At 46.1% G+C, this 13,659-nt stretch carries 21 protein-coding genes; all 21 read right to left on the reverse strand.

Annotated elements, in window-relative coordinates; all coding sequences use genetic code 11:
* Window positions 1–3: 3 nt before the first annotated feature.
* The 21 genes from DFP97_RS19055 to DFP97_RS19145 all read right to left on the reverse strand — a co-directional run bounded on the left by DFP97_RS19055 (window position 4) and on the right by DFP97_RS19145 (window position 13,659).
* Window positions 4–192, reverse strand: a complete 189-nt coding sequence (locus DFP97_RS19055; protein ID WP_114381782.1) for a hypothetical protein — start codon at window positions 190–192, stop codon at window positions 4–6.
* A 13-nt stretch (window positions 193–205) separates the two neighbouring features.
* Complete coding sequence (locus DFP97_RS19060) at window positions 206–634, reverse strand: hypothetical protein (protein WP_114381783.1); 429 nt, start codon at window positions 632–634, stop codon at window positions 206–208.
* Between the two features lie 59 nt (window positions 635–693).
* Window positions 694–1,521, reverse strand: coding sequence for a major capsid protein (locus DFP97_RS19065; RefSeq protein ID WP_114381784.1), 828 nt, complete (start codon window positions 1,519–1,521; stop codon window positions 694–696).
* A gap of 25 nt (window positions 1,522–1,546) precedes the next feature.
* On the reverse strand, window positions 1,547–2,398 hold the full coding sequence (locus DFP97_RS19070; protein ID WP_114381785.1) for a hypothetical protein: 852 nt from the start codon (window positions 2,396–2,398) through the stop codon (window positions 1,547–1,549).
* Window positions 2,399–2,467: 69 nt separating this feature from the next.
* The gene (locus DFP97_RS19075) at window positions 2,468–4,198 is read right to left on the reverse strand and encodes a portal protein (RefSeq protein WP_114381786.1); all 1,731 of its coding nucleotides are present in this window, start codon (window positions 4,196–4,198) and stop codon (window positions 2,468–2,470) included.
* A gap of 3 nt (window positions 4,199–4,201) precedes the next feature.
* Window positions 4,202–4,405, reverse strand: a complete 204-nt coding sequence (locus tag DFP97_RS19080) for a hypothetical protein (RefSeq protein ID WP_114381787.1) — start codon at window positions 4,403–4,405, stop codon at window positions 4,202–4,204.
* An 11-nt stretch (window positions 4,406–4,416) separates the two neighbouring features.
* Window positions 4,417–5,721 carry a PBSX family phage terminase large subunit gene (locus DFP97_RS19085; RefSeq protein ID WP_114381788.1) on the reverse strand — a complete coding sequence of 435 codons (1,305 nt, stop codon included), beginning with the start codon at window positions 5,719–5,721 and terminating at the stop codon, window positions 4,417–4,419.
* Window positions 5,718–6,149 (reverse strand): terminase small subunit, encoded by a 432-nt coding sequence (locus DFP97_RS19090; RefSeq protein ID WP_114381789.1) that lies wholly within the window; start codon window positions 6,147–6,149, stop codon window positions 5,718–5,720. Before DFP97_RS19090 ends, DFP97_RS19085 begins: the two co-directional genes overlap by 4 nt.
* 459 nt (window positions 6,150–6,608) lie before the next feature.
* On the reverse strand, window positions 6,609–7,064 hold the full coding sequence (locus DFP97_RS19095; RefSeq protein WP_114381790.1) for a hypothetical protein: 456 nt from the start codon (window positions 7,062–7,064) through the stop codon (window positions 6,609–6,611).
* Between the two features lie 28 nt (window positions 7,065–7,092).
* Window positions 7,093–7,446, reverse strand: a complete 354-nt coding sequence (locus tag DFP97_RS19100; protein ID WP_114381791.1) for an Acb2/Tad1 domain-containing protein — start codon at window positions 7,444–7,446, stop codon at window positions 7,093–7,095.
* 52 nt (window positions 7,447–7,498) lie between these two features.
* Complete coding sequence (locus DFP97_RS19105; protein WP_147275071.1) at window positions 7,499–8,566, reverse strand: hypothetical protein; 1,068 nt, start codon at window positions 8,564–8,566, stop codon at window positions 7,499–7,501.
* 192 nt (window positions 8,567–8,758) lie between these two features.
* On the reverse strand, window positions 8,759–8,962 hold the full coding sequence (locus tag DFP97_RS19110) for a hypothetical protein (RefSeq protein ID WP_114381793.1): 204 nt from the start codon (window positions 8,960–8,962) through the stop codon (window positions 8,759–8,761).
* A gap of 243 nt (window positions 8,963–9,205) precedes the next feature.
* Window positions 9,206–9,361 (reverse strand): hypothetical protein, encoded by a 156-nt coding sequence (locus tag DFP97_RS30820; protein WP_181873583.1) that lies wholly within the window; start codon window positions 9,359–9,361, stop codon window positions 9,206–9,208.
* Window positions 9,358–9,549, reverse strand: a complete 192-nt coding sequence (locus tag DFP97_RS19115) for a hypothetical protein (RefSeq protein ID WP_114381794.1) — start codon at window positions 9,547–9,549, stop codon at window positions 9,358–9,360. The genes DFP97_RS30820 and DFP97_RS19115 overlap by 4 nt, the downstream gene beginning before the upstream one ends.
* Entirely contained in the window at window positions 9,546–9,947 is a 402-nt protein-coding gene (locus tag DFP97_RS19120) for a RusA family crossover junction endodeoxyribonuclease (RefSeq protein ID WP_114381795.1), read from the reverse strand. The genes DFP97_RS19115 and DFP97_RS19120 overlap by 4 nt, the downstream gene beginning before the upstream one ends.
* A 150-nt stretch (window positions 9,948–10,097) precedes the next feature.
* Window positions 10,098–10,316, reverse strand: coding sequence for a DNA cytosine methyltransferase (locus DFP97_RS19125; protein ID WP_114381796.1), 219 nt, complete (start codon window positions 10,314–10,316; stop codon window positions 10,098–10,100).
* 126 nt (window positions 10,317–10,442) lie between these two features.
* Window positions 10,443–10,742: a YopX family protein gene (locus DFP97_RS19130; protein ID WP_181873584.1), complete on the reverse strand. Its 300-nt coding sequence runs from the start codon at window positions 10,740–10,742 to the stop codon at window positions 10,443–10,445.
* Window positions 10,735–10,866 (reverse strand): hypothetical protein, encoded by a 132-nt coding sequence (locus tag DFP97_RS31950; RefSeq protein WP_281270985.1) that lies wholly within the window; start codon window positions 10,864–10,866, stop codon window positions 10,735–10,737. The genes DFP97_RS19130 and DFP97_RS31950 overlap by 8 nt, the downstream gene beginning before the upstream one ends.
* A complete protein-coding gene (locus DFP97_RS19135) occupies window positions 10,863–12,056 on the reverse strand; it encodes a phosphoadenosine phosphosulfate reductase domain-containing protein (protein ID WP_114381798.1) in 1,194 nt (397 codons plus the stop codon). The genes DFP97_RS31950 and DFP97_RS19135 overlap by 4 nt, the downstream gene beginning before the upstream one ends.
* 21 nt (window positions 12,057–12,077) lie before the next feature.
* Complete coding sequence (locus DFP97_RS19140; protein WP_342773286.1) at window positions 12,078–12,905, reverse strand: DnaA ATPase domain-containing protein; 828 nt, start codon at window positions 12,903–12,905, stop codon at window positions 12,078–12,080.
* On the reverse strand, window positions 12,796–13,659 hold the full coding sequence (locus tag DFP97_RS19145) for a hypothetical protein (RefSeq protein ID WP_114381800.1): 864 nt from the start codon (window positions 13,657–13,659) through the stop codon (window positions 12,796–12,798). The genes DFP97_RS19140 and DFP97_RS19145 overlap by 110 nt, the downstream gene beginning before the upstream one ends.

Raw genomic sequence — 13,659 nt, forward strand, 5'->3', positions numbered from 1 at the left:
TTATCACCCCTTGGGATGTTTAGATCGGTAATGGGTCATTAGCTGGCCCTTGCTATCCGTCATGAAATCGCAATGCTTGCAGGAGAATTCCTCGCCCGCAATCTCAGTCATGCCTCCGCGAATCATAGCAGACGCTTGAATATCGTCGATAGCCGTTAATGTGTTTCCGTTTTCTGCTTTGAATGTTCTCATGATGCGCCCTCCTTTAACCTTTACCGGCAATCGTTGCAGTGATCGTTGCTGCAGCAGACGAAGAAAGTCTTACATGCCGTGCTCCTAGATTGGGCACAGATATATAAAAGTGTCCTGCACCTGCTAATACCGCTTTTAGAAATGAGTTATACCAGTTAACCCCATTTTGTGAAACCTCGACGCTAATATCTGTCGCAGCGTCCACACTGCCAAACGCTGTCACGTTGGCGGTAAACTGACAATCTATTCCCGGTGATGTTCCGTTGGCCAATACCGCCGCCGCATTCCACGCATTCCCATGTGCGCCGACAACTGGAACACTTGCTAGATCTACGTCACCGATATTGTTCGTTCCTGCTGGAAGTGCTGGAAGACTTGTTACGTCAACCGAACCTATTTGACTTGTGCCGGCCTTTATCTCTAATTCGCCATATACATACATCTAATTCACTCCTCCTTAATAAAAAAAGGGCAGAGCGTTTATACACCCTGCCCCGTTAATTATGCGTTCTTGTGTACGTACAGACCCTTCGTCTTTTGCGATTGAGCGAATGCATCGTAAATGACGCGGCCCTCTACCAATTGGCCATTAATGCCTGGAGGATTCGTGTGAATCTTAAGCTCACGCAGCTGCTCCGGTGCTGTAATAACTGAACGATGCGCCGCGATAAACTCCGTGTTAGCTGGCAGGTACGATGTCGGAACCATGACAATTTTAATTCCGTCTACCTCGCCCACTTGACCACGGATCAACATGTTCTGAGCAATCTCAGACGCTTTGATGAAGCTGTTGTCTAGCTTTAGGAAGTTATAGTACGACGGCTTAACAAAGGCGATACGGCCACCCTGCGGAACCTTGTTGTCACCGAAATACTCGGTAGCTTCAAGCAGGCTGGAATACGCATTCGAAGCCGTGATTACAGCTAATGCCGTGCCGCCGGCTGTAGTTGCCTGGGTAGCCATGACACTGAGGCGGTAAATGTCGATTTCAGGCAAAACCACTTCATCAATCTGCCGGGACAACGCTTTGTTTGCATTACGCGCGCCTGCAGATTGAAGTTCATTGCCTTTATCCACTGTGAAGGAGAAGGAACGGTCTTTCGCCAGTGTCATTTCTTGTACAGTGTCTTGCAGCTCCGTAGGCACGCCGTAACGGTTCGTGCCCGTTCTTGCGTAATCGTTCATCGCTACAGTCGGGAAGGAGTATACCTTAACCGTCTGTACGCCGACCCAATCATAATCTTTATTTACTGCCGATTCCGTCAGCGACATAAGTTTAAATCGTTCGTCTACCTTGCTTGAATATTTCGCAGCTAAATTTACAGCCATTTTTTACCACTCCCGTGTGTTATTTTTATTCATCGAACAGTCCATCAAAGAGTGCATCTTTCTTCGGACTCTTACCGTTTCCATTCTTGCCAACGCCCTTTACCGGTGCTTTCTGCTTGACTTTCTCTTTGTGCTCTTGCTTCTTTTCCTGCTTCTCCGCTTGCTTCTTTTGCTCGGTTTTCGCTTGCTCTTTCTGTTCAATCAGATGCTCCATGTATGCGATCTTAAGCGGCGTACCGCTTTGTACAGCCTTAACTACATCGGCAGGAAGAGTGTCGCTTTCTCCGAACTCTCGCCCGTTAACCTTGGTGTAATAGGTCAAGAATTCTTGCAAGTCCTTCTCGTCCTGCGTCTGCTCCGGCTCCGGCGTGTTCTTATTTCGGCGCGTCTCGACAACTTCCTTGGCTACATCTTCCGGAACGCCAGCATCAAGCAGTTCCTCCAGCTGGTTCTTGTACTGCTGATCGTCATGCCACCGTATATACTGCTCAACGGTCATGTTCTGCTCGTTAGCCAGCCGACCGATAAACGTCAGGCGCGGATCGTTCTTGTAATCGTTGACCTGCTGCTTTACGCGCTCATAGTCCTTGCCCTTCTGAACAAGAGAAACAAGTTCTTCCTCGCTGTACTCGGCCTCTACCTCTTGATGATTCTCCTTGGTTTTCAGGCGGTAGGTTTTCGGTGTGGTATCCTCTTCCTCTTCGCTTTCTTCCTCGTCATCATCGTCGGTATCGTTTTCCTTGGCATCTTCTTCGCCGTCGGTTTCTTCCGTTTCGTCTTCCTCTTCTTCGCCCTCCGATTCATTGTCGTTGGTATCTTCAATTTCCTCGTTAGGGAAGTCATTTTCCTCAAAAATGTTAATTACGTCTTCGTCCACGCTTATTCCTCCGTCCCATGGTGAGGGATTGTTGTGCCTAGTTTTACGTCATACGACATGACGGTTTCTTTACATTCCTGCTGCCTGTGCTAGTAATTGCTCTTGAACCTCCGGCGGCTGCTGGCTAAAGTACACCAACTCTTCGTCGCTCAACGATGCCAGCGGATCTTCCTGCGCTTGTGCAGTTTCCTCGGATTCCGTCTCTGCTTCCTCCTGCTGCATACCCATGCGCATCTTAATATCGTCAATCAATTCCTGTTTCTGCGTGACGTAACCATCCGGTACACGCTCAAGGAATTGCATGAAGTCGATATAACCGCCTTGCAGAAGATTAGACAGCGTTTGAATAACTGTGATCTCGCTGTACTTCGTCGATTCTCCAACGGAACACCCAACGTTCAGCCACATGCTTTTAAGTTGACTAAAGTCGAATTCGTGGAGCGACCTCTGCCCTTCTTGTTTCATGACAAGTGGCCTGATGCCGTAATAGGTGCCCATCATGTCAATAAGGATTTGACCGACGTTCTCCATCCACTCGCTCATGTTAGCTGCAACATTTCCAAGCGGAATAGACGTTGCTTCCTGAATAGCTATGAGTGCGCTGGTGTTCTTCGGGTTTTCTATATTACCTATGCTTGCGTCAGATATGCCGGCTGTCTCCTTGAAATAACCGACAATCGTATCCAGCGCTTGGATGATCTGCGGCGACATATTGCCCGGCTGAATTTGGTCAATGATCGTGTTCATTGGCCTGTCTCCAATGTTATCAACGGCAATGGAGCGCCCTACGCGATTATCTACGCCATCAGGCAATAAGTTCTCGTCATATACAAGCTTCGGGAATGCGGACATCATCAAGTGGTACATGATCATTGCCGCCATCTTATTGATGAATATCTGCGTCGGGATCAAGTCAGTGACCAAACTACGTCCGTGATAGGTGTTCTTTTGCTTCTCCCAATTTAGCCACGCGATCGGATAATACGAAAGTTCAGTGTCAATCTCATCAAAGATCATGACAGTCGGAGTACTCTTGGCTACGCTGATCGTGCCGTTCTCATTACGCTTGTAACAGTAAATGAACAATGCTTTACCGTATTCGTCTACGTTTTCGTTCTCGATCTGTCCGTTTGCGCCTAACTGCCACTGATAATCGCTGTCAGAGACAATCTGACCGGCTTCATTTTCACTCATGCCTTGTTCAATTGCTTCTTTACGAAGGTTGTCAACGGTATCACGTCCCACAACCAAGATATAAGGCTGCGGCTCGGTTTCGTTGCAGTTCGGATTGCCGAATATGATGTTAATGCCATCAACCAGCTCCATGACGATCTCGCCCTCAATGTCTCCCGATTCGGCCCCATATGGCTTGATCGATGTATCAAAGTAAAAATGAGCGCAAGCGTCGCCGGTTATGGCGCTGTCAAAGGATGCCTCACGCAACCTGAATTCCATTTTGAATTTCTCTAGCAAGAATTCGATATGGCTGTTCACCATTTCGGTAACCTGTACGTTCGACATGCCTTCGATGGTCACGCCGGTTGATTGAAGGTAAGGCGATAGGTGAATCTTTAGGTTCGACGTGGTTAACGATGCAACAAAGAACGTGACAAACCTTCGTATGAAGTTTAGGACCGGCTGCGGTAAGTCGCTATCCTCGTCTAGCTCAAGTCCTCGCCATTGCTTGCCCTGGAACATGTCCACGCTCGTATCAACATCATCATAATAGTTTGGCTCCAAGCGATTGTTGTAGTTCACGCCTGCCTGATAAAGATTGTATATGCTCTGTGCGTCTGCCAATCTTTACCCTCCTTTCCTTGGGCTATATGCGAATATGCGGTTAAAATGATCTTCAAACCGCTCACGCCGCCGTTTAAGATCTTGCTGATCGGGTGTTAGATCTTTATCAGGTGTGCGCTTCCTGCCCGTTGTATAGCCCACGTAGAAGCTCCCTGCACACAACAAAAGAAGCGCAAGCATAATCGCCGCGCCTAGTAGTAATTCCATATTGATCCTCCTTAGAACCGGATAAACGCATCCATTTGTTGATATCCGCGCTGCCTCCGAGCTTCTTTCTTCTCGTCCGCTGGTTTGCGATCCCTGAACTCTCTTGCCTCGTCATTCATGGCATATCGAACCATATCAATACTGTGGTTGTTTCTGTCCGGGTAACCGGCTTTGAAATTGCCGTTAGCATCTTTATCAAGCTCATACGTCAAAAACTCCCGCGCTGTCTCCGGGCAACGTGTATCATCAATGATAATGGCTTCCAGGTCTTGCAGGAACTTTATGCCGTACTCAATACTGTCCGGCCCTTTCTTCACGCCACGGATCCGCAAACCATATTGCCGCATCTCACTAATGCTCTTTGGTTCCGCTGAATCAGCTATGATTTCTTCGTTATTCTTGTTCTCTTCTTTGATGTGTTCATAGGCTGCCCGATTGGATAGCCCAACCTTGTAAAGCTCATGGAATATATACAACCGCTTGTACTTCCGGTCATAGTGCATCACGCCGTAAGCTAGCGGGTCAATCGCATAACCATAGTCAAGGCCGCGCTTGATGTTGTAAAAGTCCTCGATCTCTTCGTCGCTAATCTTGCGACATTGGACGTTATCAAAGATTTCACCACCTGTACCGGTTACCGATCCCAAGTATTCATGCTCGTAGCTCGTTGGCTTCGTCAATTTCAGGTGTTCGGCCTCGACAATGAACTGTTCACCTAACCATTCACGCGGAACGCTTAAATAGGTGCTGTGATGCGCTACACGGTCTGAACGAGTGAGTTGCACCTCAGCATTGACCCAGTTGTTAGCTGACTTCGGTGGATTGTAGGAATAAAATACAGTGAACTTCTTGCCACCACGCATTAGAGACTGATTAATCATCCGGATCTCTTCCATGCCGGTGAATTCATCGACTTCTTCATACCACAGAAACTTGCAATAACCTTTAGAGAACTTAATGGACTTAATCTTCTTTGGTTTATCAGCGCCTCTGAACCTTATTTGCTGTCCAGTTGGCTTGTATGTTAACCCTAACGGGCTGATACTCTTATGCCAGTAATCGTCAACGCCTAACACTTCAATGGCCCATGATAGCTGCTCGTAAACGGAATCTCTTAGCGTGTCCTTAACTTTACGCAAGGCAATGCAGTTTGCATTTGAATCGGACATGATGCCTAAGATGATCTCAATCGCCACGAAAGAGGATTTTGTGGATCCACGACCGCCCCCGAGCCAATAATGAGTGTGAGCGTCGGCTTTAATGTCTTTATGGATCGTGTGGAACGATGGAGCAATGACGCTAGATAGCCTGGTCATTTGATATCATCCGTTATTGTGACGCCTACATTCACATTCACATTAGGACTATCCTTAAACATCCCTAAATGTTTTCCTATCAACTCAGTCGCCCTGTTGGCTCCTGTACTATCAAACTTATATTCTCCCGATTCTTCCATCTGCCGAGTATCGGGGTTAAACTCAATAACCGGTTCAGCTGTCATACAACGATCTGATATTTCCATCAACCTTTTCAACACCCAATCAGCGTCAACAGATAGTTTTTCAGCTCTGACCTGCTGTTTTTCCTCTATATACGCGTGAACCTCAACATCTTTCAACAATCTGCTACCTTGACTGTAAGCTGTCTTCTCACTGTATCCAGCTTTTACCGCAGCTTCTGTGGCATTGAGAAGAACTAAGTAATGGTCAGCGAATAGCTTCTTCTTATCAGTCAATGCCATCATTCATCATCTCCTCTCCCGAAGAATGCCCACATGGCTATACGCCACAGGATTAGATTACATACTGCATATATGCTAATGGCGTCCAGGTCGGTCACTACATGTTCCTAACAACGTAACTTACTCCAATTCCTACACCTATGATCATTGCAGCTATTCCAATAATGCAAAAAGATAACGGTTGTTTTGTTCGCATTGTATTCCACTCCTTATAACGCAAATAACCGCCATTTGGCGGCTACTGCGAGAGCATTACTTGTCGCGTCAATGCATTGGGATACATTGGCTGCAGGATTGTTTGAATTTTATATGTGAAGCACTATGTGCCTATCACCATCATAATATGCAAACGCGGTCGGCCTGTGATCCCAATCCGCGTCCGCATTTGGTTCATCCGGCATGAATGACCTATAAGTAGAATAACACAAATTGTCTACGCCGGATTGTACTATCTTGTACAGTTTATCCTATCATTGCCGTTTGTTTCATGCGCTTCAATTTGCTGCTGATCCTCGCTATCCAATCGTATGAGTATTGGAGCTCGGTAGCTATCGCCGCTATCGTCTTACGTTCCACATCTCGCATATAAGCGACTCTGTACTCCAGTGTATCGAACTTACTCATCCTTTCCTCCATGCGTCTCTTGGCTTCACGCTTGAGGCTTAGAATGTCGATTACATCATCAATCGTCGCTTGAATGGTTTGAGCCATTGGCCACAACTGGTTTAATGGTGTATCATCCGAATTGCCTGATGGCATACCGCTATAACTCGCTACAAGTTTAGTTCTCGGCCCTCCTGCAAATATGCGGCGCTGGACGATCTTTAGTTCTAACTCGAGCTCATTCTTCCGGATATCCAAAATCTCAATCTCATTACACAGATCGTTGTACGTTCTATCCCAATCGAAGTTACTCATGCCGGATTCCCCCTATTTAGTTTTGTATTTAAACGGTGTGTGTTCCCTCTACGCCTCGCGCTTCCCGGTCCATCGTCCTCTTGCGCAGCCACATAAGAGATTCCTCAAGCTTGGTGATCGCTACTGCATTCTCGCGGCAACGGAACTCACTATTCTGGAACCCTTCCAGCCTGCGGATAACCATATTGATCAAGTCCTCATTGTTAACGCCGTTAATGCCGGCTTCTTTGATAGGCCCCTCTTGGAAATGGATCTTCGCTAGAACCCCATCTTCACTCCGGACTTCGAATGTATGCGGAGCATTGAATTTGTAATCTTTCTCATGATGTACCGTCGTGTACTTCTCAGTAAGCAGCCCACTTGTAAGCTTGACCATTTCCATTGCAATTCTCCTTTGTTTAGAGCGCCCCGATCAGGAGCGCCCCATTTGTATATTAAGCTGCATTTACTTTCGACTGTTCAAGCTGTGCGACTCGGGCTGTGAGCTGGTTGAACTCCCGGCGAGTAACCGGCGCATCGCTTTCTGATACAACGCCGTGTTCAACCAATCCAGTGGTTGGCTCCTCTTGAAAGGGGAATACCGGCGGTACTACCAGTGGAATATTTGCTTCAACGTGTGTATCGGGCTCAACAACTTCTGCAGCAGCTTTTGCGGCTTCTCGCTCAAGGCGAAATCGGCCGGCCTCCGCTTCGTCCAGTTGGCGATACTTGCCGATGTATATGTACTTGTCAGTGATTTCCTCGTCTGTTTCAGCAAGTTTGGCTCTAAACTCCACTTTCTTCAGCGGATCAGTCGGCTGTACATCATATATTGCTGGACGCTGCTCTTTCCAAGCCTTCATAGCATCAGCCATATCACCTTCAACGTTCGTCACAATGCGAACCGCTGCACTCGCTCCGATCGCTTGTTCTTCACGAAGTTTATCGATGTGCTTCTGCTTCTCATCTGCCAGAAGTTCAGCTGCTGCTTTTGCTCGTACTGCGTCTTCTGCCATCCGGACAGCTGCATCACGCTTCTGCTCCAGGTCTTCTTTGTCCATAATCGCTTGAGCAAGTTGTTCCTTCAGCGATTGAACCATTTCCTTCGATTCTTTCAACTCTTCCTTAAGCTGGTTTTTATCAGCCTCGTACCCTGCTTTTAGCTCCAGCACTCGCTTACCGTTCTCATCTTCCTGGGAGAGGTGGATATTGGTGAAATGGATTCGTAGAACTTGCGCCGATCCTTCGTCCTTGGTGAATACGCGGATAGGGTACTTTTCACCGTCGAACTCTACCTCATCAAAAGCTGTATTGATTCGTTCCTGCGCTTCTTCCATACGATCCTCATGCTGTTGCGTGATCTCCTGCTGCGTGCGAAGTCCCGTTATCTTCTTCTCGATTTTGTTAATGTCGTCAATGATGTTCTGCCGTTCCTGTATGTTCGTGCTGCCGGAATACTGCGCTTGCAGCTCGCCCTTTTTCGCTTCCAGTTCTGCCATTTCAGCCACTAGTATTTCTCTCAATTTCATTCCTCCGTCCATATGATAAGTACTTTTATCCATACTATAATACTACCACAAAAGTTGTAAAAAATCCAGTAATATCAAGGGTTTATGGCATTTTTACACAATTAATTTATATCCTTAATAATGTCACAAAAATCCATACGATACTCAGGTGGGTCCCTCAACTTTGATCATCTCCTATGTAACGTTTTATTCATTCGTTTCTTCTCGCCACTTTTGAACATTCTCATAGGCCTCGTTAGAACCCTGATTCCTTCCACGTGACCAAGCGGATTCAAGCATGCTTGCAATCCACCCAAGTGTATAATCAGGAATTTTTAACGTATCTGGATGATTTTCAATATCTTTCTTAATCTTATCGATCTGTTGTTCAATCCATTGTTCCATTTTCATGAACACACTCCCTATTCATTCAGATACTTTGTTCAAGAACTTAGTCGGACAATTTAAAAGTTTCTTCCCATCACCGAAATCAATGTCGACGTTGCCCGTCAACCAAATGAAGCATATCCTTCCTTGCCCATACTCAACGTCATTAACTATGTCACCTTTTTTAAAATCCATCTCTTGAACGCCTCCTATACGCCTCATACAGACGCTTTAGATTTCTACCCTAGATTTATCCGTCCAACTCTATCAAATCGCTTTAATAGACTCTTCTGGCGGTCTGAGTGGCATATCCTGCACCTCTGCCTCTCTCAACTTACCCAAAACATAATCAACACTTACTACAGGTAGCCCATGTTGGCGCATTTTGGTCAGGTATTGTTTTAATTCGTCGATCGGTGTCATTCAACCACCTCACAATCCACCTTCTTAATATGTCGCTGGTATGCGGTTCCTTCGATCTCTAGTATCCCTGTAAGGTAGTATTGCGGTTTTTCTTCGTCTTCGACCACTTCAAACGTTTCGCCGATGTGATCGATGTACCACCATGGCATTGTATCTGAGTCTGTATGTCCTGTGATCCTTACTTTCATGCCCCAACCTCCTCGATCTCGATTTCAATCCTCGGCTGATCGCTATACCACTTGCTGCTTGATTCCTCCACCACTCGGTTATCATCTTTCCAGGCGATTCCGTTTAGAGCGTCGAAACAACCTTTCACCACGTTATCGATATCCGGTTTAACTATCGGCCGGCGTGTTCCCTCTCTCGCTTCGGCCTTCTTCGCTTTGGACCAATCCTTTGGGATCGGGTAGTAAAATCTCAGCTTCACGCTGACCGGTCCGTCTATCGCGACTTTAATATGCTCCCTTGCTGCCCAGCCGATTCGGGTTTTGTATGCCAGATAGCGTTGTGCATCCGTCTTTACAAACTTTCCTCTACCGGTCATACGAACCGCGCCCATCGGGGTAATGTCTACTGTGATTTTCATGTAAGCATCCTCACGTAAACGTTATAGTTCCCACGCTTTCTCAATTCCTTTGCATATCTAGACGCTTCGTATAAACTCATTGGACCTGTCATTGCGCCATCGTTTGCTATAACCACATGCGTAGTCATTGGGTATCATCCTTTCTTTGGGTTAATTGGCTTGCATTAGACGTTTTCCAATCTCATAAGCCACTCGACTCGTAACTGCGTTTCCGGCCATCTTATACAATTGGCTGTCTGATACACCGTGTTCGTTTAGCTTGTAATACCATTCGTCCGGGAAGGATTGGAGCCCGAAGCATTCAAGAGGCGTTACCTTGCGGATTCTATTTCCGTCAAATAGTTTCGGTTCCTGTCCTCCGCCTTGCATAGTCCCTAAAGTTGGTGCTAAATCGCTTCAAGGAAGTGGTCGAACTCGATTAATCGGTTGTACAGGAGCAGCTCCCACGACTCCCATGCCTTATCTACTTCACGTTCAACTGTTTTCTTTCGTGTTTCAGGCTTCATAGACATTTCCAACCACCTCTCCATATGATGCATATCTCATTAGCGCCTGGACTTGGCATCCCTTGACGGTGAACATTGCCCAATCTTCGGACCAGTAGACCTCATAACGCTCATTGTCGTAATGGATGATGTCTGATTCGTATATCTCCACTCCGTTGCGGTCTTTCAGGCCTGTGTATTGCATTGGTTTTCCTGCCCTAACTTCATTTTTGAAGGCATTTCCATCAACCAACACAACATTTTGGCGCATCACCTTACCATCCCACGCTCTGAACTTAATCTCACGCATATTCATCGCTCCTCTTCTGCTCTACTCTACCCGGATGATCCTCTAGCCCGAACGCTTCCAATCCTCGCCGCAGCCATTCATCAAAGTTTTTGTCGTATAATTCATAATCATCTGATTTATTCACACACTTACCTCCTGTGGAGTGTCGTACAAGTGATTCCATACTATTTGGTAACCCTCAGCATTCGCTTTCTTGTTGAATGCCTCGAAAAATCTCCCCAACTCTTCAGCGTCTTCCAACCATGGTTTTTCAGATGCATCTTTTTTCCATTGATCGTATATGGCCTGTAGCATCTCGTCGTTTATGATTGGCTGCGGTTCTACTCCGTGCATCAGTGACAGGATTCGATTATCTTCTTGCGCCTTTAAAAAGTGTTCTAGCAATTCTGATCTTGCTTTGATGGAGAATGTCCCTTTTCCGTATCCCATTTTTATACCGTTTCGACGATACCCCGATCTGTTATGAGGAACATCGAACATTTTGATCATGATATTTCTCAGTTCAACATACGGCTCAAACCACGGTTTCTTCTTTGCCATTTCTTTCGTGCTATGGTCAATCTTCACAACCGGACATATAACACAACCGAACCTAGCGCCGCACACGTCTTTGTTGTTTTCGTCTTTCCCGGCCCGTTTACCGCGCAAACCGCATTCGCCTGTTGCATCTTTGTATAGTTGGCTTATTTCTTCAGCATCGCCCCAAGGTGTTTTATCGTTTGAGAGGTATTCCCAAATATCTTCGACTGTGAATTTAACAACCGGCATGAACGTACCGTTATCTCCGTAATACTCTGATCCCTCAGAAAGTAGTTCTTTTATCTTCCTCTCCCTACTTGCGCTTTCCGAGTTTCTAACACCGATAACCACTAAAGACGGGTTGAGCTCTTTCATGTACTTGGCTTGTGGTTCTTTTTTGATCTTATGTGTACACCATCTCTCGCGACTATCGTTTCTTGGGAGTGGGTAGCCTAGGCCCAGCACACAATATACAAAGCTGCTGCTCGGTTTGGCTTCTACCTCCTTAATCACAACTGGAAGGTTATGCTTGTCTACCAATGCCTGTATTTTTTCAAATTCCCTTTGTTTTGTCGGGTCCGTTGTAAGATCTAAATGCGTCTGAGCTGATGTGATATAAACCGTTCTATTTCGTTGTTCAGGCTTTAGCATCAACAGAGCTCTTATGACCAGCGCTAGAGTTACTGTTGAATCTTTCCCTCCGCTATAGGCAACCTGCCACGGTCCTTCGTTGTCTTGTGTATATGATTTAAGAATTTCTGCTATTGACTCCATCTTCTTCATTTTGTAATCCATTACTTTTCCTCCCTCAGTCTGCTAAAGCAGCTCCCATTGGACTTCTTCTTCCCTCAAGCGGTAATTCAGTTCCCTACCACCCTTCATAACGATGCGGAAGTCCTTGCACATTTCGTTGATCCTGCTGCCTAACGCTTCGTCTATGTCGCACATCTGGTCAATGCTGCGTTCACTCGATATAAGTATTGGTTTCTTCTCCATGTAACGGTAATTGATGATTGCAAAGGCTTGTTCGATCTGAAACTCTGTCGGAGACTTGCGACCCTTCCACATGTCGTCGATGAATAGCACATCCACTTTTTGAAGCCGGCTTATCCGTTCATCCATTTGGCTAAGATCGTCTTTGATCTCGTTGAATCCTTCCACCCATGGAAAGTACAGAACCTTGACGTTTTGATTCATCAGCTCATTTGCCACCGCCATTAGTAGGTGAGTTTTTCCGCTGCCAGGATTGCCGAGTAAGCAAATGCTGTTCTCTCTCGAATTCCGCAACTGTTGAAAGTTGTCCGCATATACTTTAGCCGTTTGGAATGCTGAGCGAATGATGGCAGGCCTGCGTTCTAAACCGAAATTTTCAAACCGTTTGAGTAGAAATTCCTCTGTTATCTTGCTGCTCTTGAAAGTTCGCCCTATATCCCGGTTCCGCTTGCACTTGCAATCTACCCACCGATCCATAGGAACCATAGTTGGAACGCCTTTAACGGACATTTCTTCTTCTACTTTGACGAAATAGCCTTCGTTATCCTTGCATTCCTGACACTGGTAGGAGGTTTCCGTCTTTATCGAACTTAACCCACTTGCTCGGGAGGACTCCTGATTGGCCCTCGCTCGGTTTAGCATTTCCAACATGAGGTCCTTGTCGAATGCTTTCTGTAGCCCTGCCACTGTTCACACCTTCCCTCTGAGCTTCTTTATGTTTAGCAGCTTCTTCTCTGTTACTGATTCCTTTCGTGATCCAATCCTCCGCAATCTTTCTCATGTACTCGACATTAGGATTTGTAACCCCGTTTGCGCCCATCTGCATGAAAACCTCGCGGATAAATGGATCTTTGTAACCCCTGCCCAAAAGGTTCATGACGTAATTTTGAATGTGCCCGTTGTATTGCAATTTCTTGAATGAAAAGATATAGGCATCCATTGCCGTTTTGGGATCGTTTTTCTCTACTACTACTTCAGAAGAATAATTATTTAAATTATTAACATTATTGTTTGTATGCTTTTGAAATGCTTCAGCGGTGCTTTGTTGGTGCATTGGTGGTGCTTTTGGTTTCCCTGTATCTTGATAAATGTCATAGTTTATAACGGTTAGATACGTTTTTTTGGTGGTGCTTTTATAGGTCAGCATTTGGTCAGCAACGAGACAATCTAAGAACCGCTTAACTTTTCGGTTTGACCATCCCCAATGCTTTTCCATATCGCCCATTGACCAAATCGTTGAACCTCGCTGCACGATCTCCAGCGTACCGTTATGCGTTACCTTTCCTTCTGTGTGATTGACTCGCATCAGAATGTCTAGCCACGCTTCATACTTACTGAATACCCTTTCTTCCTCATAGAGCCAATGCTTCTGAATATCCCGATGAAGGCTTATGTATCCCGACAC

It is taken from the genome of Paenibacillus prosopidis, assembly GCF_003337375.1.
In the GTDB taxonomy this organism is placed as follows: domain Bacteria; phylum Bacillota; class Bacilli; order Paenibacillales; family Paenibacillaceae; genus Pristimantibacillus; species Pristimantibacillus prosopidis.